We start from the raw sequence: 22,353 nt of genomic DNA on the forward strand, positions 1-22,353 counted from the left end.
AACGGGTATTACTGCGAACTACTTCAGTGATGTCTATGCTCGAGGGGACGAAAATAACCAAGATAGGAATGGAACGATTGATGGGTATACTGTCGTCAATTTGGACTCCACTTATAAAGCTTCTAAGTCTATTGAGATCTTCCTTAAAATTACCAATTTATTTGATGAGAATTTTGAGAGTTTTGGAATTCTAGGGGAGAACTTCTTCCGTAATACGGGACAGTTCGAAGCGGCCACACGAGCTTCTGAAAAATTTGTGGGGGTGGGGGCGCCTATAGGAGCGTTCATTGGTATTAAATACAATTTCGGTAGTTAATTGTTATTCTTAAAAGGCTTTTATTTTAGTTTTTTAATAATTAGTTGATTTGATTTGCTCTGCTTCAAGCCCTGATTGTGTTGACAGTCAGGGCTTTTTTGTCTGTAAACTGAGATCATATAAGTTAACCAGAGGTAAAAGAACGGTGCTCTTCGACAAAAAACTAAAGACAAAGATTTACGGTTCACGTCCACCAATTCTATGGAGAGACACGCTTGTCATCTTTGTGATTGCGGTGTTGTTTTTTGTTTGTGCGTCTTATTTTGACTTGAGTGAAGAAGTCTCGCGTATGACTTATGCTATGGAGGCTTGGCAGTTGGATGAGTTTCCTTTAGTGCTTCTAATGATTTTTATTTTGATGGCTGGCGTGCTTGTTCGTCGAACTCAGCAATTGCGTAAGCAAATGAATCTCCAAATTGAGGCTCAGAGGGAATTGACGTTTGTATTAGAGAAAAATCGTCGGCTTACGAGAAAGAATATTGAAATTCAAGAGGCAGAACGTCGTGCAATTGCCCGTGAATTACATGATGAATTTGGGCAGAGTATGAATGCGATTATGATTGATGGCGTTGCGATCAGAAATGCAGTTGATGAGGGTACTGATCTATATACCCAAGCTAAATCTATCGTGGATGTCTCCGCGAAGCTGTTTGCCGGTGTGAGAGGATTGTTGAAGCAGTTGCGGCCAGTCGCGCTGGACGAATTGGGGTTATCAGCTGCCCTGGAGTATATGATCGATGAGTGGCGTCGTCGTTTTGCAAATATTACTTGGGATTCTGCGATAGATATTGATTATGCAAAACTTGATGAAGCAGTCAATATAACTATTTTTCGATTTGTTCAAGAGGCGTTAACGAATATAGTTAAACACAGTGATGCTACTGAGGTGTCTGTTATGGTTAAAGCTGATGAGATTGGTAGAAAGGTAACGATTGAGGTGCGTGATAATGGTTCGATTCAGGAAATCATTGAAAGTAGGGATGGTGTTGGATTAGCCGGGCTGAGAGAAAGAATTGAGAACTTAGGAGGAACATTTCAAACTGGAATTAACACACACAACGGATTTTTTGTGTTTGCAGATTTTCCACTGATGGAAGAATCTCAGAGTTAAGTGAACCGTGCTATGCAAGAAATTACTGTAATCCTGATTGATGATCATGCAGTTGTTCGAGAAGGCTATCGTAGACTGCTTGAGAGAGACCCGTACATTCGAGTTTTAGCTGAAGGCGAGACTGCGGATAAAGGGTATCGACTGGTCTGTGATATTCAGCCTGATGTCCTGGTGATGGATATAACATTGCCGGGAATGAGTGGAATTGAGATGACACGAAGGATATTAAGTAAGGTTCCCGAACAAAAGATTCTCATATTCAGTATGCATGAAGATATGGTGTTCGTGAATCGGGCGTTTCAAGCTGGAGCGAAGGGGTACGTGACAAAGTCTGCAGCTCCAGAGGCTTTAATTGACGCTGTACGTCAGGTTGCAGGTGGAAAATTATATTTAAGTAATGAAATGGCCCAAATGATAGCCAATCAGACAATATCTGATAGCGGTAAGGATATTGAATTACTCTCGGGTCGTGAATTTGAGATTTTTCGTTTATTGGTTCAGGGAAAAACACTCCAAGAGATATCGAAGATGCTTCATATTTCATATAAAACCGTAGCGAATTATCAGTCGAACATCAGGCAGAAATTGGGGGCAACGACTGCTGCAAAAATTGTCCGTATCGCTCTTGATCATGGCATTATTTCTTCGGTAGATAAGTCTCAGAACGATACAATGCCATCTTAGGAAGAATTCCTAGGGATAAACCGGTGAATTAGCTCGTGCCGGCCTATACGAGCCCGTGTATTGTAGGGGTCGTTAATGTACGCATACTCCCTTTGTAATGCTTTGTCGTCCTTTGTTGGGGACGACTTTTTTTTGTATCGGCGGTTCCTATTGGGCCACAGACAAATTTAATATGCCTTTTAGTACAATTCCTAGCTGGATATTCAAAAATTGAGCATAATAAGTCACTCAATATCGAACAATATGGGGGAGTAAGTGAGCGATTCTAAGAAAGCAGCTAAAAAAAGAAAAGTTACCAGTAAATGGGTTGTGGATTCGACTCGGTTACGGTCAAGGCAATGGTTTAATAATCCTAACAATCCTGATATGACCGCACTCTACATTGAGCGGTATATGAATTGGGGTATCAGTCGTGGGGAGTTGCAGTCGGGCAAGCCGATCATTGGTATTGCCCAGTCCGGATCAGATTTATCTCCGTGCAATCGTCATCACATAGAACTAGCAAAAAGAGTGAGGGAAGGGATACGAGAGGCAGGGGGGATTGCATTTGAATTCCCAGTACATCCAATTCAAGAGACGGGTAAGCGACCAAGTGCCACATTAGATCGCAACTTGTGTTATCTGGGCTTAGTCGAATTGCTCTACGGATATTTTATTGACGGGGTTGTCTTAACCACAGGGTGTGACAAAACGACACCCGCACAATTGATGGCCGCTGCAACAGTAGATATTCCTGCAATCGTATTGTCTGGCGGTCCAATGCTAAGTGGTTGGTTTAGAGGTAAGCGAACCGGATCTGGCACGATAGTGTGGGAAGCTAGAAGATTGCTTGCGGCGGGAGAGATCAACCACGAGCAATATATAGAGTTAATCGCTTCATCTGCCCCGTCTGCAGGGCACTGTAATACAATGGGTACGGCGTCTACCATGAACGCTTTAGCAGAGGCAATCGGGATGTCGTTGCCCGGAGGCGCAGCCATACCCGCGCCGCATCGAGAACGAGCTGAAAACGCTTATCTGACGGGAAAGCGCATCGTTGAAATGGTTTGGGAAGATCTGCGCCCGTCAAAAATTATGACAAAGGCTGCCTTTGAAAATATGATTGCTGTTAATTCGGCTATTGGTGGATCGACTAATGCGCCAATCCACTTTAACGCTATCGCAAAGCACCTTGGTGTGAAAATCAACAATGATGATTGGGAGCGTGTCGGTTATAACGTGCCTCTCATTGTCAATATGCAACCAGCTGGTGAGTACCTTGGTGAGGATTTTCACCACGCGGGAGGTGTTCCTGCTGTCGTAGGCCGTTTGGCTAAAGCAGGACTAATCAATAAAAGCGCAGTAACAGTGAATGGAAAAACGCTTTACCAAAACTGTCATCAAGCTAAGGTTTTAGACGAAAGTGTTATTTGGCCCTTGAAAAAGCCAATGAAGAGTCAGGCAGGATTTTTGCATATGAAAGGTAATCTTTTTGATAGCGCGATCATGAAGACCAGCGTTATTTCTGATGCTTTCCAAGAAAAATATCTGTCCAACCCTAAGGATCCCAATGCATTCGAGGGAAGGGCTATTGTGTTTGAGGGGCCAGAGGATTACCACAAACGAATCGATGACCCAAAATTAAAAATTGATGATACATGTATCCTTTTTGTGCGTGGCGTAGGTCCAGTGGGATACCCGGGGGCGGCTGAAGTGGTCAATATGCAACCACCCGCGCGGTTGATTAAAGCAGGTATTCAGGAACTGCCGTGTGTTGGGGATGGTAGACAATCTGGAACTTCGGGATCCCCATCTATTCTGAATGCCTCCCCCGAAGCTGCTACAGGTGGTAATCTCGCTATTCTAAAAACAAATGACATTGTTCGTATCGATTTGAATAAGCGATCCGTCGATATTAAGATTTCTACAGCCGAGATTTTACGCCGACAAAGACAATTGAAAGAGGCTGGCGGGTATCCAATTCCAGATAGTCAAACGCCCTGGCAAGAAATTCAACGAGCGCTTGTGGATGAATTGTCGGAAGGAATGGTACTCAAACCAGCAATCAAATATCAGAAAATTGATCGAAAAAAAGGCATTCCTAGAGATAATCACTGAGTGAATTGTTAGTCGATATCAGCGCGCTATATTTTTTAAGTATGAACAGTACTTCTAAGTTCGACAGAATTTTTTATGACTGATCTAAATGAAATCATTACGGCGCTGAAAAATATGTCAACAGCGACCGTAGCTAATGCGCTTGATGATGTAGGAAAGTTTGTTAACAGCTCCGTGTCGATACGTCCAGTTGATCCGAGTATGCGACTTCTCGGAAGGGCTCTAACGGTTGACGTAGAGGTTGGTGAGGCGGGAGATTTTTCATCGCAGGAATTTAGAGTGGGGGCAATAATTGATGGTGCTGAGAAAGGCGACGTGATTGTGATCTCCGCAAAAGGAGCTAAAGCCTCTATATGGGGCGGCATGGCATCGTTAGCTGCTTCAGTCAAAGGAATTTCTGGGCTTGTGGTTGATGGATCTGTGCGTGATGTGGATGAAATTAAAGCATGTGGATTTAATGTTTTTAGTAGATATGTGATTCCTACAACTGGCCGTACTCGACTTCATGTTAAATCAATAGGCAGTCCAATTTCCTTGGACGGAATCTCAGTTGACAGTGGGGATATCATTATTGGTGATTCAACCGGATTAGTCGTGGTGCCGCATGCCCAGGCGTTTGCTGTGCTTGAGAAAGCGACGTTATACCAAAAGGATGATATTCAAGCGGCAGCGGAGATTCGACGTGGTGTGAGTTTCACTGCAGTAATGAAGCAATTTAAACGTATTTGAATGGAATTGATTCATCAATTATACGAGTGGTGCAACAATCACCCCTTTCACTTGATACTTATTGATTAAGTCATCAACCACTCCATTTGCTTTAGCTCGTTCGATAAAATCATGTAGGTATTTGGCACTCGTTGAATAGGTTGGGAGTGTCCCGGCTGATTGCTTGACTGATGTAATTTGACCATCGAGGACCCGACTCCCAGATATTTTTTTACAGTCAGATACTAGTCTTGGTTTTAGGCCGCCTAAGACTTCGAGATCATCTCGTACGAATTGATCAAATGATTCATCTATTGATTGCGTGCGAATAATCGTCGCGTTTTTGATCGTTGCCGTTAAATACAAATCGTAAGCGCTACGGCCCATCACTGAAATGCGGTTCCCTATCTGGTCAACATCAGCCAGGCTATTGATGGGGGAGTTTTTAGGCACTAAGAAGGTTACTGGTATTTCTAGGTAGGGTGCGGAAAAAGCGATATCTTTAGCTCTCTGAGGCTCATTGCCAACGAACGCAATATCCCAGGTCCCTTCAAGTCCTGCGTCCGCTAACTTTCCTGGTGTCTCAAAGACTATGAACCTAGGAGTAGCGCCAATTTCCTCCGCAAACATTCGACCCAAATCAGGCGCAATCCCGAAGGGTATGCCCTCATTGTTAATATTTGAAACTAATAAAAAGTTAGATGCATTAATCCCGACTCTGAGAATGTTGTTTTGTGTGAGTTCATTTCTGATAGCACTGATCATTGGATTCGTCATGACTTATCTTTTGTTATTTAGTTATAGTCCTAAGATGACCTTTCTTAGGATGCCTTAATTTTAACAACATTACTGGTTCGATTAGCTTAGAAAGATATATAAATGACCACCCTAAGGTTCACCATTCCGTTACCTGATAATTTTAGATCAGAGGGCGTTTTACGTTATTACGGGAGAGATTTAGCGGGAGTGTCGGAGAGGGCATCTGACACTGGGTTTGAAAAAGGGTTTTGGATTGATGGGGTTCCAGCGTGGTTTACGATTAATTTTCATGAAACGAAGGCTAGCATTGAAGCCGATGTCGATGCGCGGCTGAATAAAACAGGCTTAAAGGACACTATCGATTCTATTGTATCTCGCGTGTTGGGTTTACTTCAGCCTGTAGCTGAATTTGAATCTATGGCTTTCTCCGATGCAATATTGAAGCGAATGGTCATTGAGACTCGAGGGCTAAGGGTGCCTCAGGCGGTTTCTCCATGGGAGGCTCTGATTTCTTCAGTCATTGGCCAGCAAGTCAGCGTCGCGGCAGCGAGTTCGACGAGATCGCGGCTCATTAAAGGACTCGGTGCGGCTCACTCGTCCGGTTTGTATTGCTTTCCTCAACCTAAATCTATTGCTTCATGTAGTGTTCAGGAGATGCGTATTTTTGGATTGTCATCAGCTAAGGCGAATACGATCCATTCCTTAGCCGTATCAATAGAGTCTGGTGAATTATCCCTGGGGGACTCCAGTGGGTGTTTTGATTTTGAGCCGATTTCAAGCGCTCTATTGTCGTTTAAAGGTGTTGGACCATGGACAATCAACAATACTTTTCTCAGGGGATATTCGTTTTTAGATGGTTCCCTGCATGGCGATATGGTCGTACGTAAAAAAATACAACAATTACTGGGGAAAGCAACCCTATCGATAGCCGAGGCAGAGCAGTGGATGATTCAGTATAAGCCCTGGAGAGGACTGCTAGCGGCTCATCTTTGGGCCATGAAATGAAGGCTCATCTCGTTTGCATGAAAAGCAATAAGAGGTGATGATTACAGTCTTTGGGTTTGAGGAGCACATAAGATTAGTGAAGAAAAAAATTTATCACTTTAGTATCAATGATCAAAATATCAATGTTCACCGATGGCCGATGCTGACACGTTTAATCATGGCGGTTCTTGGTCTAGTTGGGTTGGTTGTGGCTTTTATGTTTTCGATTGTTATACTTGCCATTGCCTCAGTTTTAATTTTTGTTTTGATCATTTATTTTTTGTGGAAGACACGTCATTTGCGCAAGAGATTCAGAGATGCAGAGTATGGCAGTAGGGTAATTGATGTTGAAAGTCAGCGCGATGAGTAATGGGTTTTTTTGATGGACTTGCTTGGTAGCCGTTTGCTACAAGATAGTCTTGCATTTGCCGTTCAAAACGAAATTGAGTGGACGCGAGACAACGCTAAGCCATGGGGTATCCATGAAGAAGATTTATCGCCATGGAATAGACTTTTGGGACCTGTTTTTCCCCGGGGAGGAGTGTCAGGGGTAGTCCTAATGAATGGCCGAATCGTTGCAGCTTGGGGTGAATCTAAACGTGCAGACTTAACCTTCAGTGTGGCTAAAACTTACTTGGCCCTCATTTGCGGAATCGCATATGACTCTGGCCTTATTCGTGATTTGGATGAAGCTGTTGGGTCAACATTACCGCATATTGGGTTTGATTCCCCTCAGAATAAATCGATCACTTGGAGACATTTTTTGCAGCAAACAAGTGAATGGGAAGGTGTTTGTTGCGGTATTCCAGATCAAGTGGATCATTACCGTTATTTATCGTTCCAGGATCGCCGCTATAAAACTAAGTTTACCAAAGGAACGAAGCGACCGTTAAGTGATCCAGGGACATATTGGGAGTACAACGATGTAAGAATCAATCAGTTCTCTCTTGCTTTATTGCATCTATTTCGGCGCCCGCTTAACGAGGTATTCGAGCAGAAAATTCTTAAGCCTATTGGGGCTTCGTGTGATTGGTCCTGGTCAACGTATGTTGATGCCCACATTGAGATTGACGATGTTCTAATGCCAATTCTTCCTGGAGGAAGTCACTGGGGCGGCGGTGTGAGAATTTCTAGCCAAGATCAAGCACTCGTGGGGCAATTAATGTTGCAAAAAGGTCGATGGGGTAATGATACGTTGATCAGTGAAGATTGGATTGATTTAATGGTTACCCCGTCACGTCTAGCCCCTTACTATGGTCTTTTGACCTGGCTAAATACCAACAAAACTTTGTTTCCTGAGCTCCCAGAATCGAGTGTTTTCGCAATTGGTGCAGGCGGTTCATACACTTGGATTGATAGGAACCTGAATGCGGTTACCGTCGTGCGGTGGATTAATCCGAATTGCGCGCAGACATTCATGGTTCGTTTGAGGAAAGCGCTCCTTGTGCTTAATTAATAAGGGAGCGCAGCTTTTCGGTAAGACTTAGAAAAAGGACGTTTAATTACGATGTATTTGAAATGGGCTAAACGATTGATTGACCGGCATGAGTTCTACGCGATTAATGTTCATGTGGGGCGGTAGTGTGGCGATCCAGTATAGCGTCTGAGCGATATCGTCTCCAGTCATAGGATTGGCGCCTGCATATAGTTTATCCGATGCCGATTGATCCCCTTTAGTGCGCACGAGGGTGAATTCTGTTTCCGACATGCCTGGCTCAACACACGTGACTCGTACGCCTGTGCCGTGCAAGTCCGAGCGTAATCCGAGAGTGAATTGCACTACGAATGCTTTGGTGCCGCCGTAGACGTTTCCGCCGGGGTAGGGGTAGCTTGCGGCAACCGAACTTATATTGATCACTGCCCCTCGTTGTTCAATCAGTGTTGGCAGCACTTTGTGTGTAAGCGACATGAGGCCACGAATATTGGTATCCACCATAGTATTCCATTGCTCTAAATCGCATCGTTGTGCTGGAGCGGTGCCAAGTGCAAGTCCTGCATTGTTAATCAATAGATCTATATTTTTAAATTCTATCGGTAACGAATCGATGGACGCATTGATTTTATTGCTGTCTTGAATATCAAAAGTTAGGTAATGAAGTGCGTCACCATATTGTTCCTTTAATACCGCGAGGCGCTCCTCTCTTCGGCCTGTAGCAATCACTTTCCAGCCGTTTTCTATGAATTGTTTAACTGCAGACTTTCCAAATCCAGCGGTTGCGCCTGTGATGAGTGCTATTTTTTTCATTTATTTCCCCCGCATTATGGATGTCGTTTATGTGCGCGCCTCTTGTAACAATTCGGCCCAATGTAAAACCCTAGTTTTAGTGCCGCTTTGTAGTTGCGTGAGGCATCCAATATTAGCGGTTACGATTAATTCTGGCTGTTCTTTTTCGATGGCTTCTATTTTGTTGTTTAAAAGCCGTCCTGATAGATCAGCTTGAAGTAAGGAGTAGGTCCCAGCTGAGCCACAACATAAATGTGAATCTTCGATGATCGTTAGCGTGTAGCCCGCAGTTTTGAGTAAGGACTCAACAAGCCCCTTGATTTGTTGCCCATGCTGCAAGCTGCATGGAGCATGGAAAGCAATTTTGCGGGATATGATCTGCTTTTCTTTGATAGGGTCTAAAATTTTATTTTTTAATTCTATGAGTTCGTCAGAGAATATCTCGCACAGATCTTTCGTACGCTCTGAAATAATTTTCGATTTTTCCGCATAATCTGGATCGTCTGCTAACAGGTGTCCATAGTCTTTGACCATAGAGCCGCATCCGCTATTTGTAATAACGATTGCTTCGGCGCCTTGTTCTAAAAGAGGCCACCAGGTATCAATATTTTGTTTAATGAAGACAAGAGACTCTTTTTGTTTGTTTAGATGAAACGTAACAGCGCCACAACAGTTGACGCGAGAGGTTGGTATTAGTGTTATGCCGATACGATCTAGGAGATGTGCGGTCGCGATATTGATATTAGGAGCCAAGACAGGCTGCACACATCCGTCAAGAAATAACATCTTGCGCGAGTGGTTAGATTCAGGCCACTTCATGACTGTTTTATGAAGCTTTGGCATTTTTTTCTGTAATGCTCTGGGTAATATCGGTTTAACTAGCTTGCCTGCTGTAATCAGGGAGCGAAATAAGGTTTTATTAGTGATTATTGTATTTAAGACTTGACGTTTAACTTGATCTCCAATGCTACGCGGTACCGCTTTTTCCACGATATCTCGTCCAATGTCAACGAGCCTGCCATACTGAACGCCAGAGGGACATGTAGATTCGCAGGATCGACAGGTTAAGCACCTATCTAAGTGTAATTGCGTTGCTTGTGTGGGTGTTTTGCCTTCGAGCAATTCTTTAATTAAATAAATGCGTCCTCTTGGGCTATCCAGTTCATCACCTAGTAACTGGTATGTGGGGCAGGTGGCGATACAAAAACCGCAATGAACACAGGCTCTCAATATATCATTAGCCTCTTTGCCTTTGCGCGTTTCTAAGAACTCGGTCTTTAAATTTGTCTTCATCGATAGTTTTTTAGTTGTGGTAACAATCTAGAATTCGGCAAATAATCTTTTTCTACCAAAGACGCCTTGAGGATCCATGGCGTGTTTGATTTTTTTCTGTAACACGCGCAGCTCTCGAGACATCTTATGAATCGAATCACCTGATTGATTACCGCGAAATATTGTCGCGTAGCCTCCGTGCTGACTCGCAAATGCCTGATGTTCATCAAGGCTTCCTTCATTCCATATCCACCGCGTGCTGCCATTCCACTCGATTAATTTATTCGTATATCTGTTCTCAGGGGCTGTTGGGTTAAGCGATAGGCGATACAAGCGTCCTTCAGATTGAAAGAAAGGGTGAGACTGCTCTCTGATTGAGCGCCAAAATTCGTTTTCATCATTGGCCTCCCCTCCGATTTTTTGATGCGCAGATTTTACTGCACTTTCGGATCCTGATAGTCTTACTGCTAAGCGGTTTCCGTCAAAGCATGTACCTGATAGGGGAATTGGCATACCCGCTAATTCGTTCATCTTGTTTATTGCCGATTGATTGTCCAAGTCGAAAAAAATCGTATGTTCACACTCTGGCTTCGGGAGTACCTTAATTGATGACTCGAGGATTAAACCGAGCGTCCCAAAGGATCCAGCGATGAGTCTCGAGACATCAAACCCCGCAACATTTTTCATGACCTTGCCGCCGAACTGGAGATCAAGTCCATCTGCGTTCAGTAACCTCACGCCCAGTATAAAATCTCGGACAGCACCTTGGGATGCTCTTCTGGGCCCTGATAAGCCCGAAGCAATACAGCCGCCAAAGGTGGCCCCCGGTCCCATGTGAGGTGGTTCAAACGCCAGCATTTGATTATTTTCGCTCAATGTGTTTTCGATAACGCTTAGAGGCGTTCCACTGCGAGCAGTCAGTACCAATTCGGTTGGCTCATATTCGGTGATTCCTGAAAAAAATCGGGTATCAACTATGGCCCCTTCCAGAGAAACGCCATAGAAATCTTTCGATCCACTGCCACGAATCCGGACGGACTCAGACCGCTCTTTAGCATCTGAAAAAATATTTTTAAATTGATCAATAATGGTTTCAGTTGAAATCATGAGGTAGTCTCAAAGGTGAAACTAGAATCTTGGGATATCTGGAAATCGTTCTTTTCCACGATGCACATGCATATGCCCAAATTCGGCACAGCGATTCAGTGTTGGAACTGCCTTGCCTGGATTTAAACGTCCATCTGGATCGAAAGCAAGCTTCAAGTTCAGAAAGGTTTGCAACTCGTGGTTATCAAATTGGATACACATTTGGTTTATTTTTTCGATACCGACACCATGTTCACCGGTGATGGTTCCTCCAACTTCGATGCATAGTTCTAAAATGGCGGCACCAAAGAGTTCTGCACGGTGCAGTTGATCACCTTCATTGGCATCAAACATGATCAGCGGGTGCAAGTTGCCGTCTCCAGCGTGAAAGACGTTCGCGCACTGCAATTGAAACGTCTTTTCCATTTCAGTTATTCGCTTTAAAACTCGAGGTAATGTTTTTCGGGGAATGGTACCGTCCATACAGAAGTAATCTGGCAGCACTCTACCGACAGCAGGGAAGGCTGATTTTCTACCTGCCCATAACTTGAGTCGATGTGTTTCATCTGTCGAGACGGTTACATTAGTTGCACCAGCTTTATAGAGAATTTCCGTGGTTTTTTTTATCTCGCTGTTGACCTCTTCAATGGAGCCATCAGATTCACACAGCAGCATGGCTTCTGCGTCCATCGGATAGCCAGCACCAATGAATTGTTCAACAGCATTAATTGCTTTTTTATCCATCATTTCGAGCCCTGCTGGAATAATTCCTGCAGCAATGATGTCCGCGACGGCAAGCCCCGCTTTTTCGACGTCATCAAACGACGCCATAATGACTTGCGCTTTTTCAGGTGTTGGTAGGAGCTTCACGGTTACTTCTGTTACCACACCCAGTAAGCCTTCCGATCCAGTAATCAGTGCAAGTAAATCATATCCGGGACTATCTAAGCCTTCCGAGCCAATTTCAACAATATCCCCTTCGATGGTGACAAGTCGAATTTTTAGAATATTATTGACTGTAAGTCCGTACTTCAAGCAATGAACACCCCCTGAGTTTTCGGCTACATTACCGCCAATTGAGCAGGCAATTTGACTAGATGGATCAGGTGCATAGTAAAGATTGTGTTTCTTTGTTGCCTCCGATATCGCCGCGTTTCTTACCCCGGGTTGGACGATGGCGTATCGACCAATGGGATCGACATGGACGATGCGTTTGAGTTTAGATAAGACGAGTAAAACGCCTTGGTCATACGGAATAGCTCCGCCAGAGAGTCCTGTTCCGGCTCCTCGGAAAACAATAGGTACTTTAAATTGGTTGCATACTTTCATTACGTGGCAAACTTGTTCTTCGTTTTCAGGTAACACTGCGATCAATGGGATTTGTGGGTATGCCGACAGGCCATCGCATTCAAAGGGAGTTAAATCCTCTGTTTTATATTTTACTGATTCAGTCGATAAGAATGATGAGAACTCTCTGACGAGCGTTTCTTTGTCGACTAAAGCGACTGGATATTCTTTTAGGTTTCTCTCAATGTGTCCCATGAGTCTCTCTTAAAATCCTTGATCGATGAATATAGCTCTAAAGTCGTTGACGTTTGTTAGCGTAGGTCCCGTTATCACAAGGTCATCTAGCTTAGTGAAAAAATTATAGCTGTCATTATCTGCGAGCATACGTTTGGCGTCTAGGCCAATTTCATGTGCTCGTTTTAAAGAGTCTGGGGTGATGAAAGCTCCTGCATTGTCCTCTGTACCATCGATCCCATCAGTATCACCAGCAAATGCCCAAACACCATCTAAGCCATTCAGGTCGATAGCAAGGGAGAGTAAAAACTCAGCATTTCTGCCGCCTCGACCGTTTCCATTAACTGTTACCGTGGTTTCTCCTCCAGATAGAAGGACGCAGGGTCTTGGGATAGGTTGTCCGTATCTGACAATCTGCTTGCTAATGCCAGCCAGTACACGTGCAACTTCTCGTGCCTCTCCTTCTACCGCATCACCAAGTATTAGAGGAGTAAGTCCACTCTTTCGAGCAGATTCGGCCGCAGCCTCTAACGATCTTTGTGGCGTTGAAATTAAATGGGAATAACTTTTATTAAAAATTTTGTTGCCTGACTTTGGTGTTTCTGGGTTGCTTGAGCTTAAAAATTCAATGATCGATTTGGGTTCATTAATATGGTATTTCTTAAGAATAGCTAGTGCATCTTCAGCGGTTGTTTCGTCTGGTTCCGTGGGGCCCGACGCGATCATGGATAAGTCGTCTCCTGGTATATCTGAGATGGCAAGTGTGACGCATTGTGCCGGCCAGATCGTTTCTGCCAGTCGTCCACCTTTCACACTGGAGAGGTGTTTACGAACACAATTTATCTCTCTGATATTCGCGCCAATATGAAGTAGTTTTGTATTGAGAATTTTTTTGTCGTCGAGAGTAATACCTTTGGCAGGGAGGGTAAGAAGGGACGACCCTCCGCCTGATACTAAGAATACGACCAAATCATCAGGAGTTAGGTTCGTCACAAGTGCTTGTATTTTCAAAGCAGCCTGCATTCCGGCCGTATCTGGGACAGGGTGGGACGCTTCGATGACTTTTATTCGTTCAGTGGGTACGCTATGTCCGTATCTGGTCACAACAATACCCTCTAATGGATATTCCCAGCAATCTTCGAATGCCTTCGCCATCGCTGCAGCAGCCTTACCACAACCAATTACAATGGTCCGTCCTTTGGGTGGATCCGGTAGGTAATGTTTAATCGTGTGCTCGGGCAATGCGGCTTTTACGGCCGCATCAAATAAATTTCGTAGTAATTCCCGTTGATTCATCATTAGGCAACCTTATGTTGCGCTAAACGCTCGAGCGCACAAACCATTGCCGAGTGATCCCGCGCACCATCTCCTGCTGCTGAGCAGGCGTTAAATAATTCTTGAGTAGTACTTGTGTTAGGGAGACTCACTCCTAGACTTCGAGCTGTACTGAGTGCAAGATGCAAATCTTTTTGGTGTAACGCAATTCTAAATCCTGGATCAAAAGTTCTCTTGATCATCCTTTCTCCGTGAATTTCTAATACCTTGGATGAGGCGAATCCACCCATCAAAGCTTGACGTACTTTGGATGGATCAACTCCGGCTTTCGATGCCAGTAATAGCGCCTCACTAACGGCCTCAATATTTAATGCAACAATAACTTGATTTGCCACTTTACAAACTTGTCCAGCACCAATGCCTCCAACGTGCGTGATGTTCTGACCCATTAGTTTAAAAATAGGTTCCACTTTGGTAAATTCCGAATCGTTTGCGCCAACCATTATGGTCAATGTGGCGTTTTTAGCGCCGACTTCACCGCCTGAAACAGGCGCATCTACATAACCAACTTTCTTAATAGCTAATTTGCTGGCAAATTCTCGGGTTGCTATCGGAGAAATTGAGCTCATATCAATGACTGTTGTACCCGCTGGTAGCGTGTCATGGATTCCATTGGAGCCAAATATAACTTCCTCTACGTCGGGCGTGTCAGGCAGCATTAGAATGATGACATCTGATTGTGCTGCAACCTCTGATTGGTTTTTGCAGGCAGTACCGCCCGCTGATACGAGTTCTAGAGGTACTCGGGTTCGAGAATGTAGGTAGACGTCATGCCCACCTTTAATTAGTTGTCCTGCCATGGGTGAGCCCATGATTCCCAAGCCGATAAAACCGATTTTCATGGCATGTTTCTCCATTAATGAACATCATTTACGTAACTGCGTGAGTCGTCCTAATGATTTTTTTAAATATAGGTCTTCATCCATTTTAAACCTGAAATTGTATCTCCTTGCGGTCGATATTCACACCCGATCCATCCGTCGTAGCCTAGTGCGTCAATCGTACTAAAAATGAACGGGTAATTGATCTCTCCCGTACCGGGCTCGTGTCTGCCTGGCGTATCGGCAAGTTGTATGTGTTTAATGTGGTGGATGAGGCGTTCAATTGTCGGTGCGAGATCACCTTCCATAATTTGCATATGATAAATGTCATACTGAAATCCAACATTTGGCCGATCAATCATTTCCAGAAGTCTCTCAGCTTGGCGTGAATAATTTAGAAAATAGCCAGGAATGTCACGGGTGTTTATGGATTCAATCATGACCTCGATGTTATGGTCCCGACATAAGTCTGCCGCGAATCGTACATTCTGAATGAATGTCTCTTCAATGAGTTCGTTGGAGCGTTGTGCAGGAGTTAAACCGGCCATGCAGTGAAGTTTTTTGCAATTGAGAGGTACCGCGTAATCGATCGCAACATGCACATTATCTTGAAATTCTGAAATTCGATCAGGCAGACATGCCAGACCTCGATCTCCAGCTTCGAAATCTCCTGGGGGCATGTTGAATAGAACCAGCTCTAAGTTATTTTTCGATAATGCGTCTCCGACCTCAAGGAGAGGATACGCATAAGGAAACAAAATCTCCACTCCTACAAAGCCTTGCAGGTGAGCTTGTTTGAATCGCTCCATGAAATCAAACTCGTTGAACATCATGGTGAGATTTGCGTTAAATTTTGGTATGGCTAACTCCAATTAGAATAAGTCATACATCATTATAAGCGGATGGCCGTCATAATGATTCAGATCGCCAAGGCCGTATAATTAGAAAAATACGACATATCAGGGGGGCGTTGGGCGATGGTGGATAGATTCTCAGGGACTAAAGACTATGTGGCAGGTAAGGATTTAATGATGGCTGTTAATGCGGCTATCGCATTGCAGCGACCGCTACTCATTAAAGGAGAACCTGGGACCGGTAAAACCATGTTGGCCTTAGAGGTTGCGAGTGTACTAGAGCGGCCGCTTTATCAATGGCATATCAAATCTACTTCCAAGGCGCAGCAAGGGTTGTACGAATACGATGCCGTGTCTCGACTCCGTGACTCTCAGCTTGGGGAGGAGTCGGTAAAAGATATTAGAAACTACATCATGAAGGGGCCTTTGTGGGAAGCCTTTCAGTCGGAAGAACAGTCGGTCGTGCTTATCGATGAAATTGATAAGGCTGATATTGAGTTTCCTAATGATTTGCTTAGAGAACTCGATCGAATGGAATTTTTTGTGTATGAGACAAAGGAGCTAATCAGTGCACGTCACCGACCTGTCATTATCATCACAAGTAATAATGAGAAGGATTTACCAGACGCTTTTTTGAGAAGATGTTTTTTTCATTACATCCAATTTCCTGATAAGGAAACTATGAATCAAATCGTCAATGTGCATTTCCCTGGCATTAAAAAACAATTGCTTAAGCAAACGTTAGAGGTATTTTTTGATTTGAGAGAGATACCTGGTCTTAAGAAAAAGCCTTCGACCTCAGAATTATTGGATTGGTTAAAACTGCTATTGGCGGAGGATATACCCATTGAGGCGTTGCAAACGAGTGATCAGAGAAAGTCTATCCCGCCATTAGCCGGAGCCTTATTGAAAAATGAGCAAGATGTACATTTATTTGAACGGTTGGTATTTCTTAACCGACGCTCCGAACGAACGTAGTAAATCGTCCATAGAGTTGCATTGTGCTGCTTGATTTTTTTTTCAGGCTCAGAGACGCCGGTATACCTGTATCTGTCAAAGAATATTTGACGTTATTGGAGGCGCTTCGACTGCGTGTCGCAAATGAAAGCGTCGATGATTTTTATTTTTTATCCCGATCTACGTTTGTAAAAGATGAGGTGTTATATGACCGGTTTGATCGGGCATTCGGTGATTATTTTAATGGTTTGGAATCGCTACCTGACGAATTCCTCAAGAATATTCCAGAGGAATGGTTAAAAAAACAACTTGAATTGTCACTTTCTGAAGAAGAAAAAAAGTTAATTGAGTCTATGGGGGGATGGGAGAAACTCATGGAGACATTCAAGCAGCGTTTGGAGGAACAACAAAAAAGACATCAAGGTGGCTCCAAGTGGATTGGTACAGCGGGAAAGAGTCCTTTTGGAGCTTATGGATATAATCCAGAAGGCATTCGGGTCGGGCAGTCGGGGTCTAGAAATCGGCGGGCGGTAAAGGTCTGGGATAAACGAGAGTATAGAAATTTGGACGATACAGTTGAGCTGGGTACGCGAAATATTAAGGTTGCGCTCAAGCGATTGCGCAAATTCGCCAGAGAAGGAGCGGCAGATGAGTTGGATCTAGATGGAACGATCGTCTCAACTGCGAAGAATGGTGGATATTTGGACTTAAAGATGGTTCCCGAGCGAAGAAATGCGATTAAGGTTCTCATATTTTTTGATATAGGCGGCTCTATGGACGATTATATTCGTTCATGTGAGGAGTTATTCTCAGCCGCACGCACGGAATTCAAGCATTTAGAGTATTTTTATTTTCATAATTTCATTTATGAATCCGTGTGGAAGGATAATCGAAGGCGTAATAATGAACGTATTCCGCTTGGACAAGTTCTCCATAAGTACGCGGCCGATTATAAAGTGATTGTAGTTGGTGATGCCACGATGAGTCCCTATGAGATCACTTATCCGGGTGGCAGTGTAGAACACTTTAATGAGGAAGCAGGTTCTGTTTGGTTAAAGCGTCTTTTGGATGTCTACCCTAAGGCTGCTTGGATAAATCCTACGCCAGAAGATAGATGGAAATACCACGAGTCTATTTCTCTGACCCGTGAGCTAGTTGACGATCGCATGTTTGGCCTTACACTGTCAGGTCTTGAAAAAGCAATGAAGCAGCTAGCAAAGTAAGGGTGCTTAACTGTCTTTAGTGATTGTCTTTCTTCTCTGTTCCAAGCGTTCTAAAAATTTCTGCTGTTGAATGATCGCGCGCTGGTGAATACCCTTGGAAATAATGTCGATGCCATCATGAGCTTTGACCGAGAAGGATAATTTTCGGCCTTCAATATTAACGAGTGTGACATCTACGGTTACGGTCATGCCGGGGAGTGTGGGCGCTTCATGTGAAAAATTGACATGGGTGCCAAGGGTTTGTTCCTCTGGCCAATCAATGTGTGGTCTTAGTAGTTCAATGCAGGCCCATTCAAGTAAGCCGACCAGATAGCCTGTTGCAAATACTTGGGGCATTGCTTGAAATAAATCCGATTCGGGGTAGAACTTCGGTACCGTTTGATTCTCAGTTACGATGAACGTATGACGATAGGTTAAACCTTTTTTTAGTGTGTCTTTCATGTAGGCCTCCGTAAGATTGCACTAAAAATGTGCGCATTATGTTAATTGCACTGATTTAGTGCAATTTGTGACTGTTTGAATTCCAGCAAATCGCAATTAATCAATGAGTTAAAGTTTGGCACATTTATTGCTTTAAAATAGACGAATAAGAAGAATAAAATCAAAAAGTTATCATGTTCAAGCTTGATTGAATCATGTGTAGGTCTTTTTAAAAGGGGAAATTGTATGGGGTCATCCAATAGTGCAACAGATGTGCTGTTTATTTTGCTGGGTGCCATTATGGTGCTTGCTATGCATGGTGGTTTTGCGTTTTTGGAGGTTGGAACTGTCCGTAAAAAAAATCAGGTCAATGCGCTGGTTAAGATTTTATGTGACTTCTCAATTTCCACAATAGCTTATTTCTTTGTTGGCTATGCAGTGGCTTATGGTACGGATTTTATGGTTGGTGCGAACACGCTTAGCCAAAACGGTGGTTATGGTCTTGTTAAATTTTTCTTCTTGCTGACATTTGCTGCGGCAATACCTGCGATTATTTCTGGTGGTATCGCTGAGCGGGTTCGGTTTTATCCGCAACTATTTGCAAGTGCTGTAATTGTTGGTGTTGTGTACCCATTATTTGAGGGCATTATTTGGAATGGAAACTTTGGGTTCCAAGACTGGCTGCGGAATAGTTATGGAGCACCAATGCGCGATTTTGCAGGGTCCGTGGTGGTTCATGCTATGGGTGGCTGGATCGCCCTTGTAGCTGTTGTTTTGCTGGGATCAAGAAAAGGTCGATACCAAAAAAATGGTGGGGTCGCTTCTCATCCTCCTTCAAGTATCCCATTCTTAGCGCTTGGTGCCTGGATGCTGACGGTTGGTTGGTTTGGATTTAATGTAATGTCGGCTCAAACCGTTGAAGGTATTAGTGGGTTAGTCGCTTTAAATTCCCTCATGGCGATGGTGGGCGGGACGTTAGCAGCCTTAGTTGTCGGTAGGAATGATCCGGGTTTCGTACACAATGGACCACTTGCTGGATTAGTGGCTGTTTGTGCAGGCTCCGATATCATGCACCCACTCGGTGCGCTTGTAACAGGATTAATTGCTGGAGCGCTATTTGTTTCGCTATTTACTGCGACTCAGAATCGCTGGAAGATCGATGATGTCTTGGGTGTGTGGCCGCTACACGGACTTTGTGGCGCTTGGGGTGGTATTGCAGCAGGGATCTTTGGGCTGGAGAGTCTCGGCGGCATGGGTGGCGTCTCGTTGCTTTCTCAACTCATTGGAACGGTCGCGGGAATCTTAGTAGCTTTGGTTGGAGGTTTCGTTGTTTACGGCGCTATTAAAGTTATGGTCGGTATTCGGCTCAGCGAGGAAGAAGAGTATATGGGAGCAGATTTGGCCATCCATAAGGTTTCTGCTTCTCCCGAAAATGAATCAAGTTGGTGACTCTGCAAAGCCAACTTTAAATTCTGACTCTCATTTCTTTTGCGTGGAGACATTGATTGTCTCCACGTGCAAAGAAAAGATGTTCTTACGCTTATCATCAAAATATCGTTCTAAAGATTTTTTGATTGCGGCGAATGCGATTTCATTCCATGGCAGAGTAGTTTCGTCGAATAACGCGACTTCTGAACTTTCAAATGTGGATGAGAAGTTAGCGTTAGTGAGTTGAGCTCGATACAGCAGGTAAATTTGATTAATATGTGGAATATCGATTAGAGAGAAGGCGTCAATAATCGTTGCTTCCGCGTTAGCTTCTTCCAACGTCTCTCGAAGCGCCCCTTCTTGGCTTGTTTCGTTATTCTCTAGGAATCCTGCAGGTAACGTCCAATAACCCAGCCGTGGTTCTATAGCACGCTTACAGAGCAGAATTTTGTCTTCCCACTCGGGAATGCATCCAACGATGACTCTGGGATTTTCATATTGAATGAAACCGCAGCTCTCACATACTGCACGTGGCAGGTTATCCCGATGAGGGATTTTAATAACAGTGGAAGCGCCACATTGGTTGCAGTATTTAATGGGCACAGTAGCGTCTTCTTTTCACTTATGGATTGGTAAGCTTTAACGACCAAGAGATATATTTTCTACTTCTACACACTTTCAATGTTATTCTGATTATGTACATATTCCCAATATTAGGCTATTTAATCAAATTAAAAAATTCTCAATGTTACTTAAAAATTTTTTAGCAGTATGTGTATTCGCTTTGGCAACTATGGTGCAAGCGGATGAAACCCCTCGAAAATACGTCGGAACATGGTCTGGGACTTGGTATGAGGCTATGACCAGTGGCACGTTGTGGCTGACGCTTAACCCCGAAGGGACGGGCTCCATTCGATTTGCAAACTTAGAAAAATTTGGAAAGGACGTTACTCCCTTATCGTCAATCCGTTTTCTGGAGAACCGCATTAATTTCGCAGCTAGTGGAGATGGTGCTAAAGACTTCGTTGGCCATATGTTTTTAATCGAAGGAGATAAGTTCAAGGGAAGCGCCAAATATGATGGTTTTGCGGTAACGTTCGTTTTATCTAAAGAATAAAAAAACGGCCCTTTAGGGCCGTTCGTAGATTCAACAAGACTGGGCTAAAATTCACAGCGCGACATCAGGGAGCGCTTTTATGTAGTCCGCTAGCGCCTCAATTTGCCACGGCTTAAGGTGCTTCCGGAAACCTGGCATTGGAGTTTTGCCAATACTAATTCGCTCGATGATTTGCTCCTTGGACTTGTCAGTGCCTGCTAAACGCGGTCCGTCTGCTTGTTTAAGCCCATATCCTTGATGGCACCAACTACATTGGGTAGCAAATAAACTTTTGACAGAGAACTTTTGATTGTATTGAGAATAGTTTAGATTAATTTCTGCGGCCGCAATATCTGTTACGTCTTTTTCCGCATAAGTAACCGAAATATTCAATCCCATCACGCAAACCGAGATGAGTGCGAAGCGCGTTAATGCGGTGAACGAAAGATTGTGCTGCATGTGGTTCTCCTACGGATAATGAATACTCGAATCGATTACATATTAAATTATTTGCTGACTCTAATAAAGAGCTGACAAAAAAATTTGGGCGGGAAAACCCGCCCAAATCTAAGTGCACTCCGACGCTAAAGCTGTCGGATTTGAATGATCAAATCACCTTACAGTGCGTAGACCATCAAAGTACCTGTGTTTGTTGACATGGTTGTGAATGGAGCGCCAAACAGTCCAGGGTAGTTACCTGCAACGTGTGAGCCCCAGCCGGTAACAACAGCAACGTACTGTTTTCCACCAGCCATGTAGGTGATAACACCACCGTGGGCACCTGTACCCATGTTGTTTTGCCACAAGAGCTTACCGGTTTTAGCATCGCGAGCGTCAAACATTCCGTCTGCGCCAGGTACGAAAACAAGATCGCCACCGGTTGACAAGAGAGAAGCAAGTACTGGGTACTTGTACTCAACACGCCATTTCATTTCGCCGGTCAAAGGATCACGGGCCTGAAGCGTACCGTAAGCAGCATTAACTGGTGTGCCGTCTACTTTTTGCTTAGGAGCCGTAGCAGTCCATGACGCACCAAAGTACGCTTGACCAGAGAAATCACTTGGACGCTCTGGATTTACAACTTCTATGTCAAAACACCATTCCTGTGTGAGCATGAAGTGTGTTTTTCTACTAGGGTTGTAAGCGCCGGTATTCCATGAAATAGAGCCATCAATTGCAGGACATACGTCTGTGTGCTTACCTTCTGGTAGTTCACGTCGACCAATTAAGCGACCCTGTTTACTAACACCTTTGATGTAGTTATAGGTCTCACCAATCATGTATGCATTGTTAACGGCCAACTCTTTACCACCACCAACTGAATCAGCGTCATAAACAAAGATGATACCGCCCTTATTTGGGTGAACCATGTTTCGTTTTTTGCCATCTTCAATCATCAAGAACTCACCGACTGCTGAGTCAAAGTCCCAAGCGTCGTGTGGCATTTCCTGGAAGTA

Annotated in this window: 24 protein-coding genes; 12 read left to right on the top strand and 12 right to left on the bottom strand. The window is 44.0% G+C overall.

All coding sequences use genetic code 11. The features are described 5' to 3' along the window. From O3A65_08130 to O3A65_08150, 5 genes are all read left to right on the top strand, one after another. A partial coding sequence (locus tag O3A65_08130) for a TonB-dependent receptor (protein MDA1332429.1) occupies positions 1-316 on the top strand: 316 nt, incomplete at its 5' end. Between the two features lie 145 nt (positions 317-461). Beyond that, positions 462-1,427, top strand: coding sequence for a histidine kinase (locus O3A65_08135; protein ID MDA1332430.1), 966 nt, complete (start codon positions 462-464; stop codon positions 1,425-1,427). Positions 1,428-1,439: 12 nt separating this feature from the next. Then, complete coding sequence (locus O3A65_08140; GenBank protein MDA1332431.1) at positions 1,440-2,111, top strand: response regulator transcription factor; 672 nt, start codon at positions 1,440-1,442, stop codon at positions 2,109-2,111. A gap of 309 nt (positions 2,112-2,420) precedes the next feature. Continuing rightward, positions 2,421-4,208, top strand: a complete 1,788-nt coding sequence (locus O3A65_08145) for a dihydroxy-acid dehydratase family protein (GenBank protein MDA1332432.1) — start codon at positions 2,421-2,423, stop codon at positions 4,206-4,208. 75 nt (positions 4,209-4,283) lie between these two features. Then, complete coding sequence (locus O3A65_08150; GenBank protein ID MDA1332433.1) at positions 4,284-4,937, top strand: RraA family protein; 654 nt, start codon at positions 4,284-4,286, stop codon at positions 4,935-4,937. 18 nt (positions 4,938-4,955) lie between these two features. On the opposite strand, the gene O3A65_08155 is transcribed toward O3A65_08150, so the two are convergent. Next, the gene (locus tag O3A65_08155; GenBank protein MDA1332434.1) at positions 4,956-5,693 is read right to left on the bottom strand and encodes a transporter substrate-binding domain-containing protein; all 738 of its coding nucleotides are present in this window, start codon (positions 5,691-5,693) and stop codon (positions 4,956-4,958) included. Positions 5,694-5,795: 102 nt separating this feature from the next. On the opposite strand from O3A65_08155, the gene O3A65_08160 reads away from it, so the two are divergent. From O3A65_08160 to O3A65_08170, 3 genes are all read left to right on the top strand, one after another. Beyond that, positions 5,796-6,680, top strand: coding sequence for a 3-methyladenine DNA glycosylase 2 (locus O3A65_08160; protein ID MDA1332435.1), 885 nt, complete (start codon positions 5,796-5,798; stop codon positions 6,678-6,680). Positions 6,681-6,756: 76 nt separating this feature from the next. After that, positions 6,757-7,029: a hypothetical protein gene (locus tag O3A65_08165; protein ID MDA1332436.1), complete on the top strand. Its 273-nt coding sequence runs from the start codon at positions 6,757-6,759 to the stop codon at positions 7,027-7,029. Positions 7,030-7,041: 12 nt separating this feature from the next. Continuing rightward, positions 7,042-8,115, top strand: a complete 1,074-nt coding sequence (locus O3A65_08170; protein ID MDA1332437.1) for a serine hydrolase — start codon at positions 7,042-7,044, stop codon at positions 8,113-8,115. 42 nt (positions 8,116-8,157) lie between these two features. Here O3A65_08170 and O3A65_08175 read toward each other — a convergent pair whose 3' ends face one another. The 7 genes from O3A65_08175 to O3A65_08205 all read right to left on the bottom strand — a co-directional run bounded on the left by O3A65_08175 (position 8,158) and on the right by O3A65_08205 (position 15,778). Further along, a complete protein-coding gene (locus O3A65_08175; GenBank protein ID MDA1332438.1) occupies positions 8,158-8,904 on the bottom strand; it encodes an SDR family NAD(P)-dependent oxidoreductase in 747 nt (248 codons plus the stop codon). A 27-nt stretch (positions 8,905-8,931) separates the two neighbouring features. Next, positions 8,932-10,176, bottom strand: a complete 1,245-nt coding sequence (gene glcF / locus O3A65_08180) for a glycolate oxidase subunit GlcF (protein MDA1332439.1) — start codon at positions 10,174-10,176, stop codon at positions 8,932-8,934. Between the two features lie 27 nt (positions 10,177-10,203). After that, positions 10,204-11,262, bottom strand: a complete 1,059-nt coding sequence (gene glcE / locus O3A65_08185) for a glycolate oxidase subunit GlcE (protein MDA1332440.1) — start codon at positions 11,260-11,262, stop codon at positions 10,204-10,206. Positions 11,263-11,283: 21 nt separating this feature from the next. Further along, positions 11,284-12,783: an FAD-binding protein gene (locus O3A65_08190; protein MDA1332441.1), complete on the bottom strand. Its 1,500-nt coding sequence runs from the start codon at positions 12,781-12,783 to the stop codon at positions 11,284-11,286. A 9-nt stretch (positions 12,784-12,792) separates the two neighbouring features. Further along, positions 12,793-14,061, bottom strand: a complete 1,269-nt coding sequence (locus tag O3A65_08195; protein ID MDA1332442.1) for a glycerate kinase — start codon at positions 14,059-14,061, stop codon at positions 12,793-12,795. Next, the gene (locus tag O3A65_08200; protein ID MDA1332443.1) at positions 14,061-14,939 is read right to left on the bottom strand and encodes a 2-hydroxy-3-oxopropionate reductase; all 879 of its coding nucleotides are present in this window, start codon (positions 14,937-14,939) and stop codon (positions 14,061-14,063) included. The genes O3A65_08195 and O3A65_08200 overlap by 1 nt, the downstream gene beginning before the upstream one ends. Positions 14,940-15,001: 62 nt before the next feature. Then, complete coding sequence (locus O3A65_08205) at positions 15,002-15,778, bottom strand: hydroxypyruvate isomerase family protein (protein MDA1332444.1); 777 nt, start codon at positions 15,776-15,778, stop codon at positions 15,002-15,004. Between the two features lie 117 nt (positions 15,779-15,895). On the opposite strand from O3A65_08205, the gene O3A65_08210 reads away from it, so the two are divergent. Further along, positions 15,896-16,750, top strand: coding sequence for a MoxR family ATPase (locus tag O3A65_08210; protein ID MDA1332445.1), 855 nt, complete (start codon positions 15,896-15,898; stop codon positions 16,748-16,750). 23 nt (positions 16,751-16,773) lie between these two features. Next, positions 16,774-17,952, top strand: coding sequence for a VWA domain-containing protein (locus O3A65_08215; protein ID MDA1332446.1), 1,179 nt, complete (start codon positions 16,774-16,776; stop codon positions 17,950-17,952). A 6-nt stretch (positions 17,953-17,958) separates the two neighbouring features. On the opposite strand, the gene O3A65_08220 is transcribed toward O3A65_08215, so the two are convergent. Further along, positions 17,959-18,393, bottom strand: coding sequence for a thioesterase family protein (locus tag O3A65_08220; protein MDA1332447.1), 435 nt, complete (start codon positions 18,391-18,393; stop codon positions 17,959-17,961). Between the two features lie 225 nt (positions 18,394-18,618). Between O3A65_08220 and O3A65_08225 the strand changes: the two genes are divergently transcribed. Continuing rightward, positions 18,619-19,821: an ammonium transporter gene (locus tag O3A65_08225; protein ID MDA1332448.1), complete on the top strand. Its 1,203-nt coding sequence runs from the start codon at positions 18,619-18,621 to the stop codon at positions 19,819-19,821. 30 nt (positions 19,822-19,851) lie between these two features. On the opposite strand, the gene O3A65_08230 is transcribed toward O3A65_08225, so the two are convergent. Further along, positions 19,852-20,397 (bottom strand): NUDIX hydrolase, encoded by a 546-nt coding sequence (locus O3A65_08230; protein MDA1332449.1) that lies wholly within the window; start codon positions 20,395-20,397, stop codon positions 19,852-19,854. 148 nt (positions 20,398-20,545) lie between these two features. Between O3A65_08230 and O3A65_08235 the strand changes: the two genes are divergently transcribed. Further along, entirely contained in the window at positions 20,546-20,917 is a 372-nt protein-coding gene (locus tag O3A65_08235; GenBank protein MDA1332450.1) for a hypothetical protein, read from the top strand. A 51-nt stretch (positions 20,918-20,968) separates the two neighbouring features. Here O3A65_08235 and O3A65_08240 read toward each other — a convergent pair whose 3' ends face one another. Beyond that, positions 20,969-21,355 carry a cytochrome c gene (locus O3A65_08240; protein MDA1332451.1) on the bottom strand — a complete coding sequence of 129 codons (387 nt, stop codon included), beginning with the start codon at positions 21,353-21,355 and terminating at the stop codon, positions 20,969-20,971. A 158-nt stretch (positions 21,356-21,513) separates the two neighbouring features. Next, a partial coding sequence (locus tag O3A65_08245; protein ID MDA1332452.1) for a PQQ-binding-like beta-propeller repeat protein occupies positions 21,514-22,353 on the bottom strand: 840 nt, incomplete at its 5' end.

It is taken from the genome of Pseudomonadota bacterium (assembly GCA_027624715.1).
In the GTDB taxonomy this organism is placed as follows: Bacteria; Pseudomonadota; Gammaproteobacteria; order Burkholderiales; family Eutrophovitaceae; genus Eutrophovita.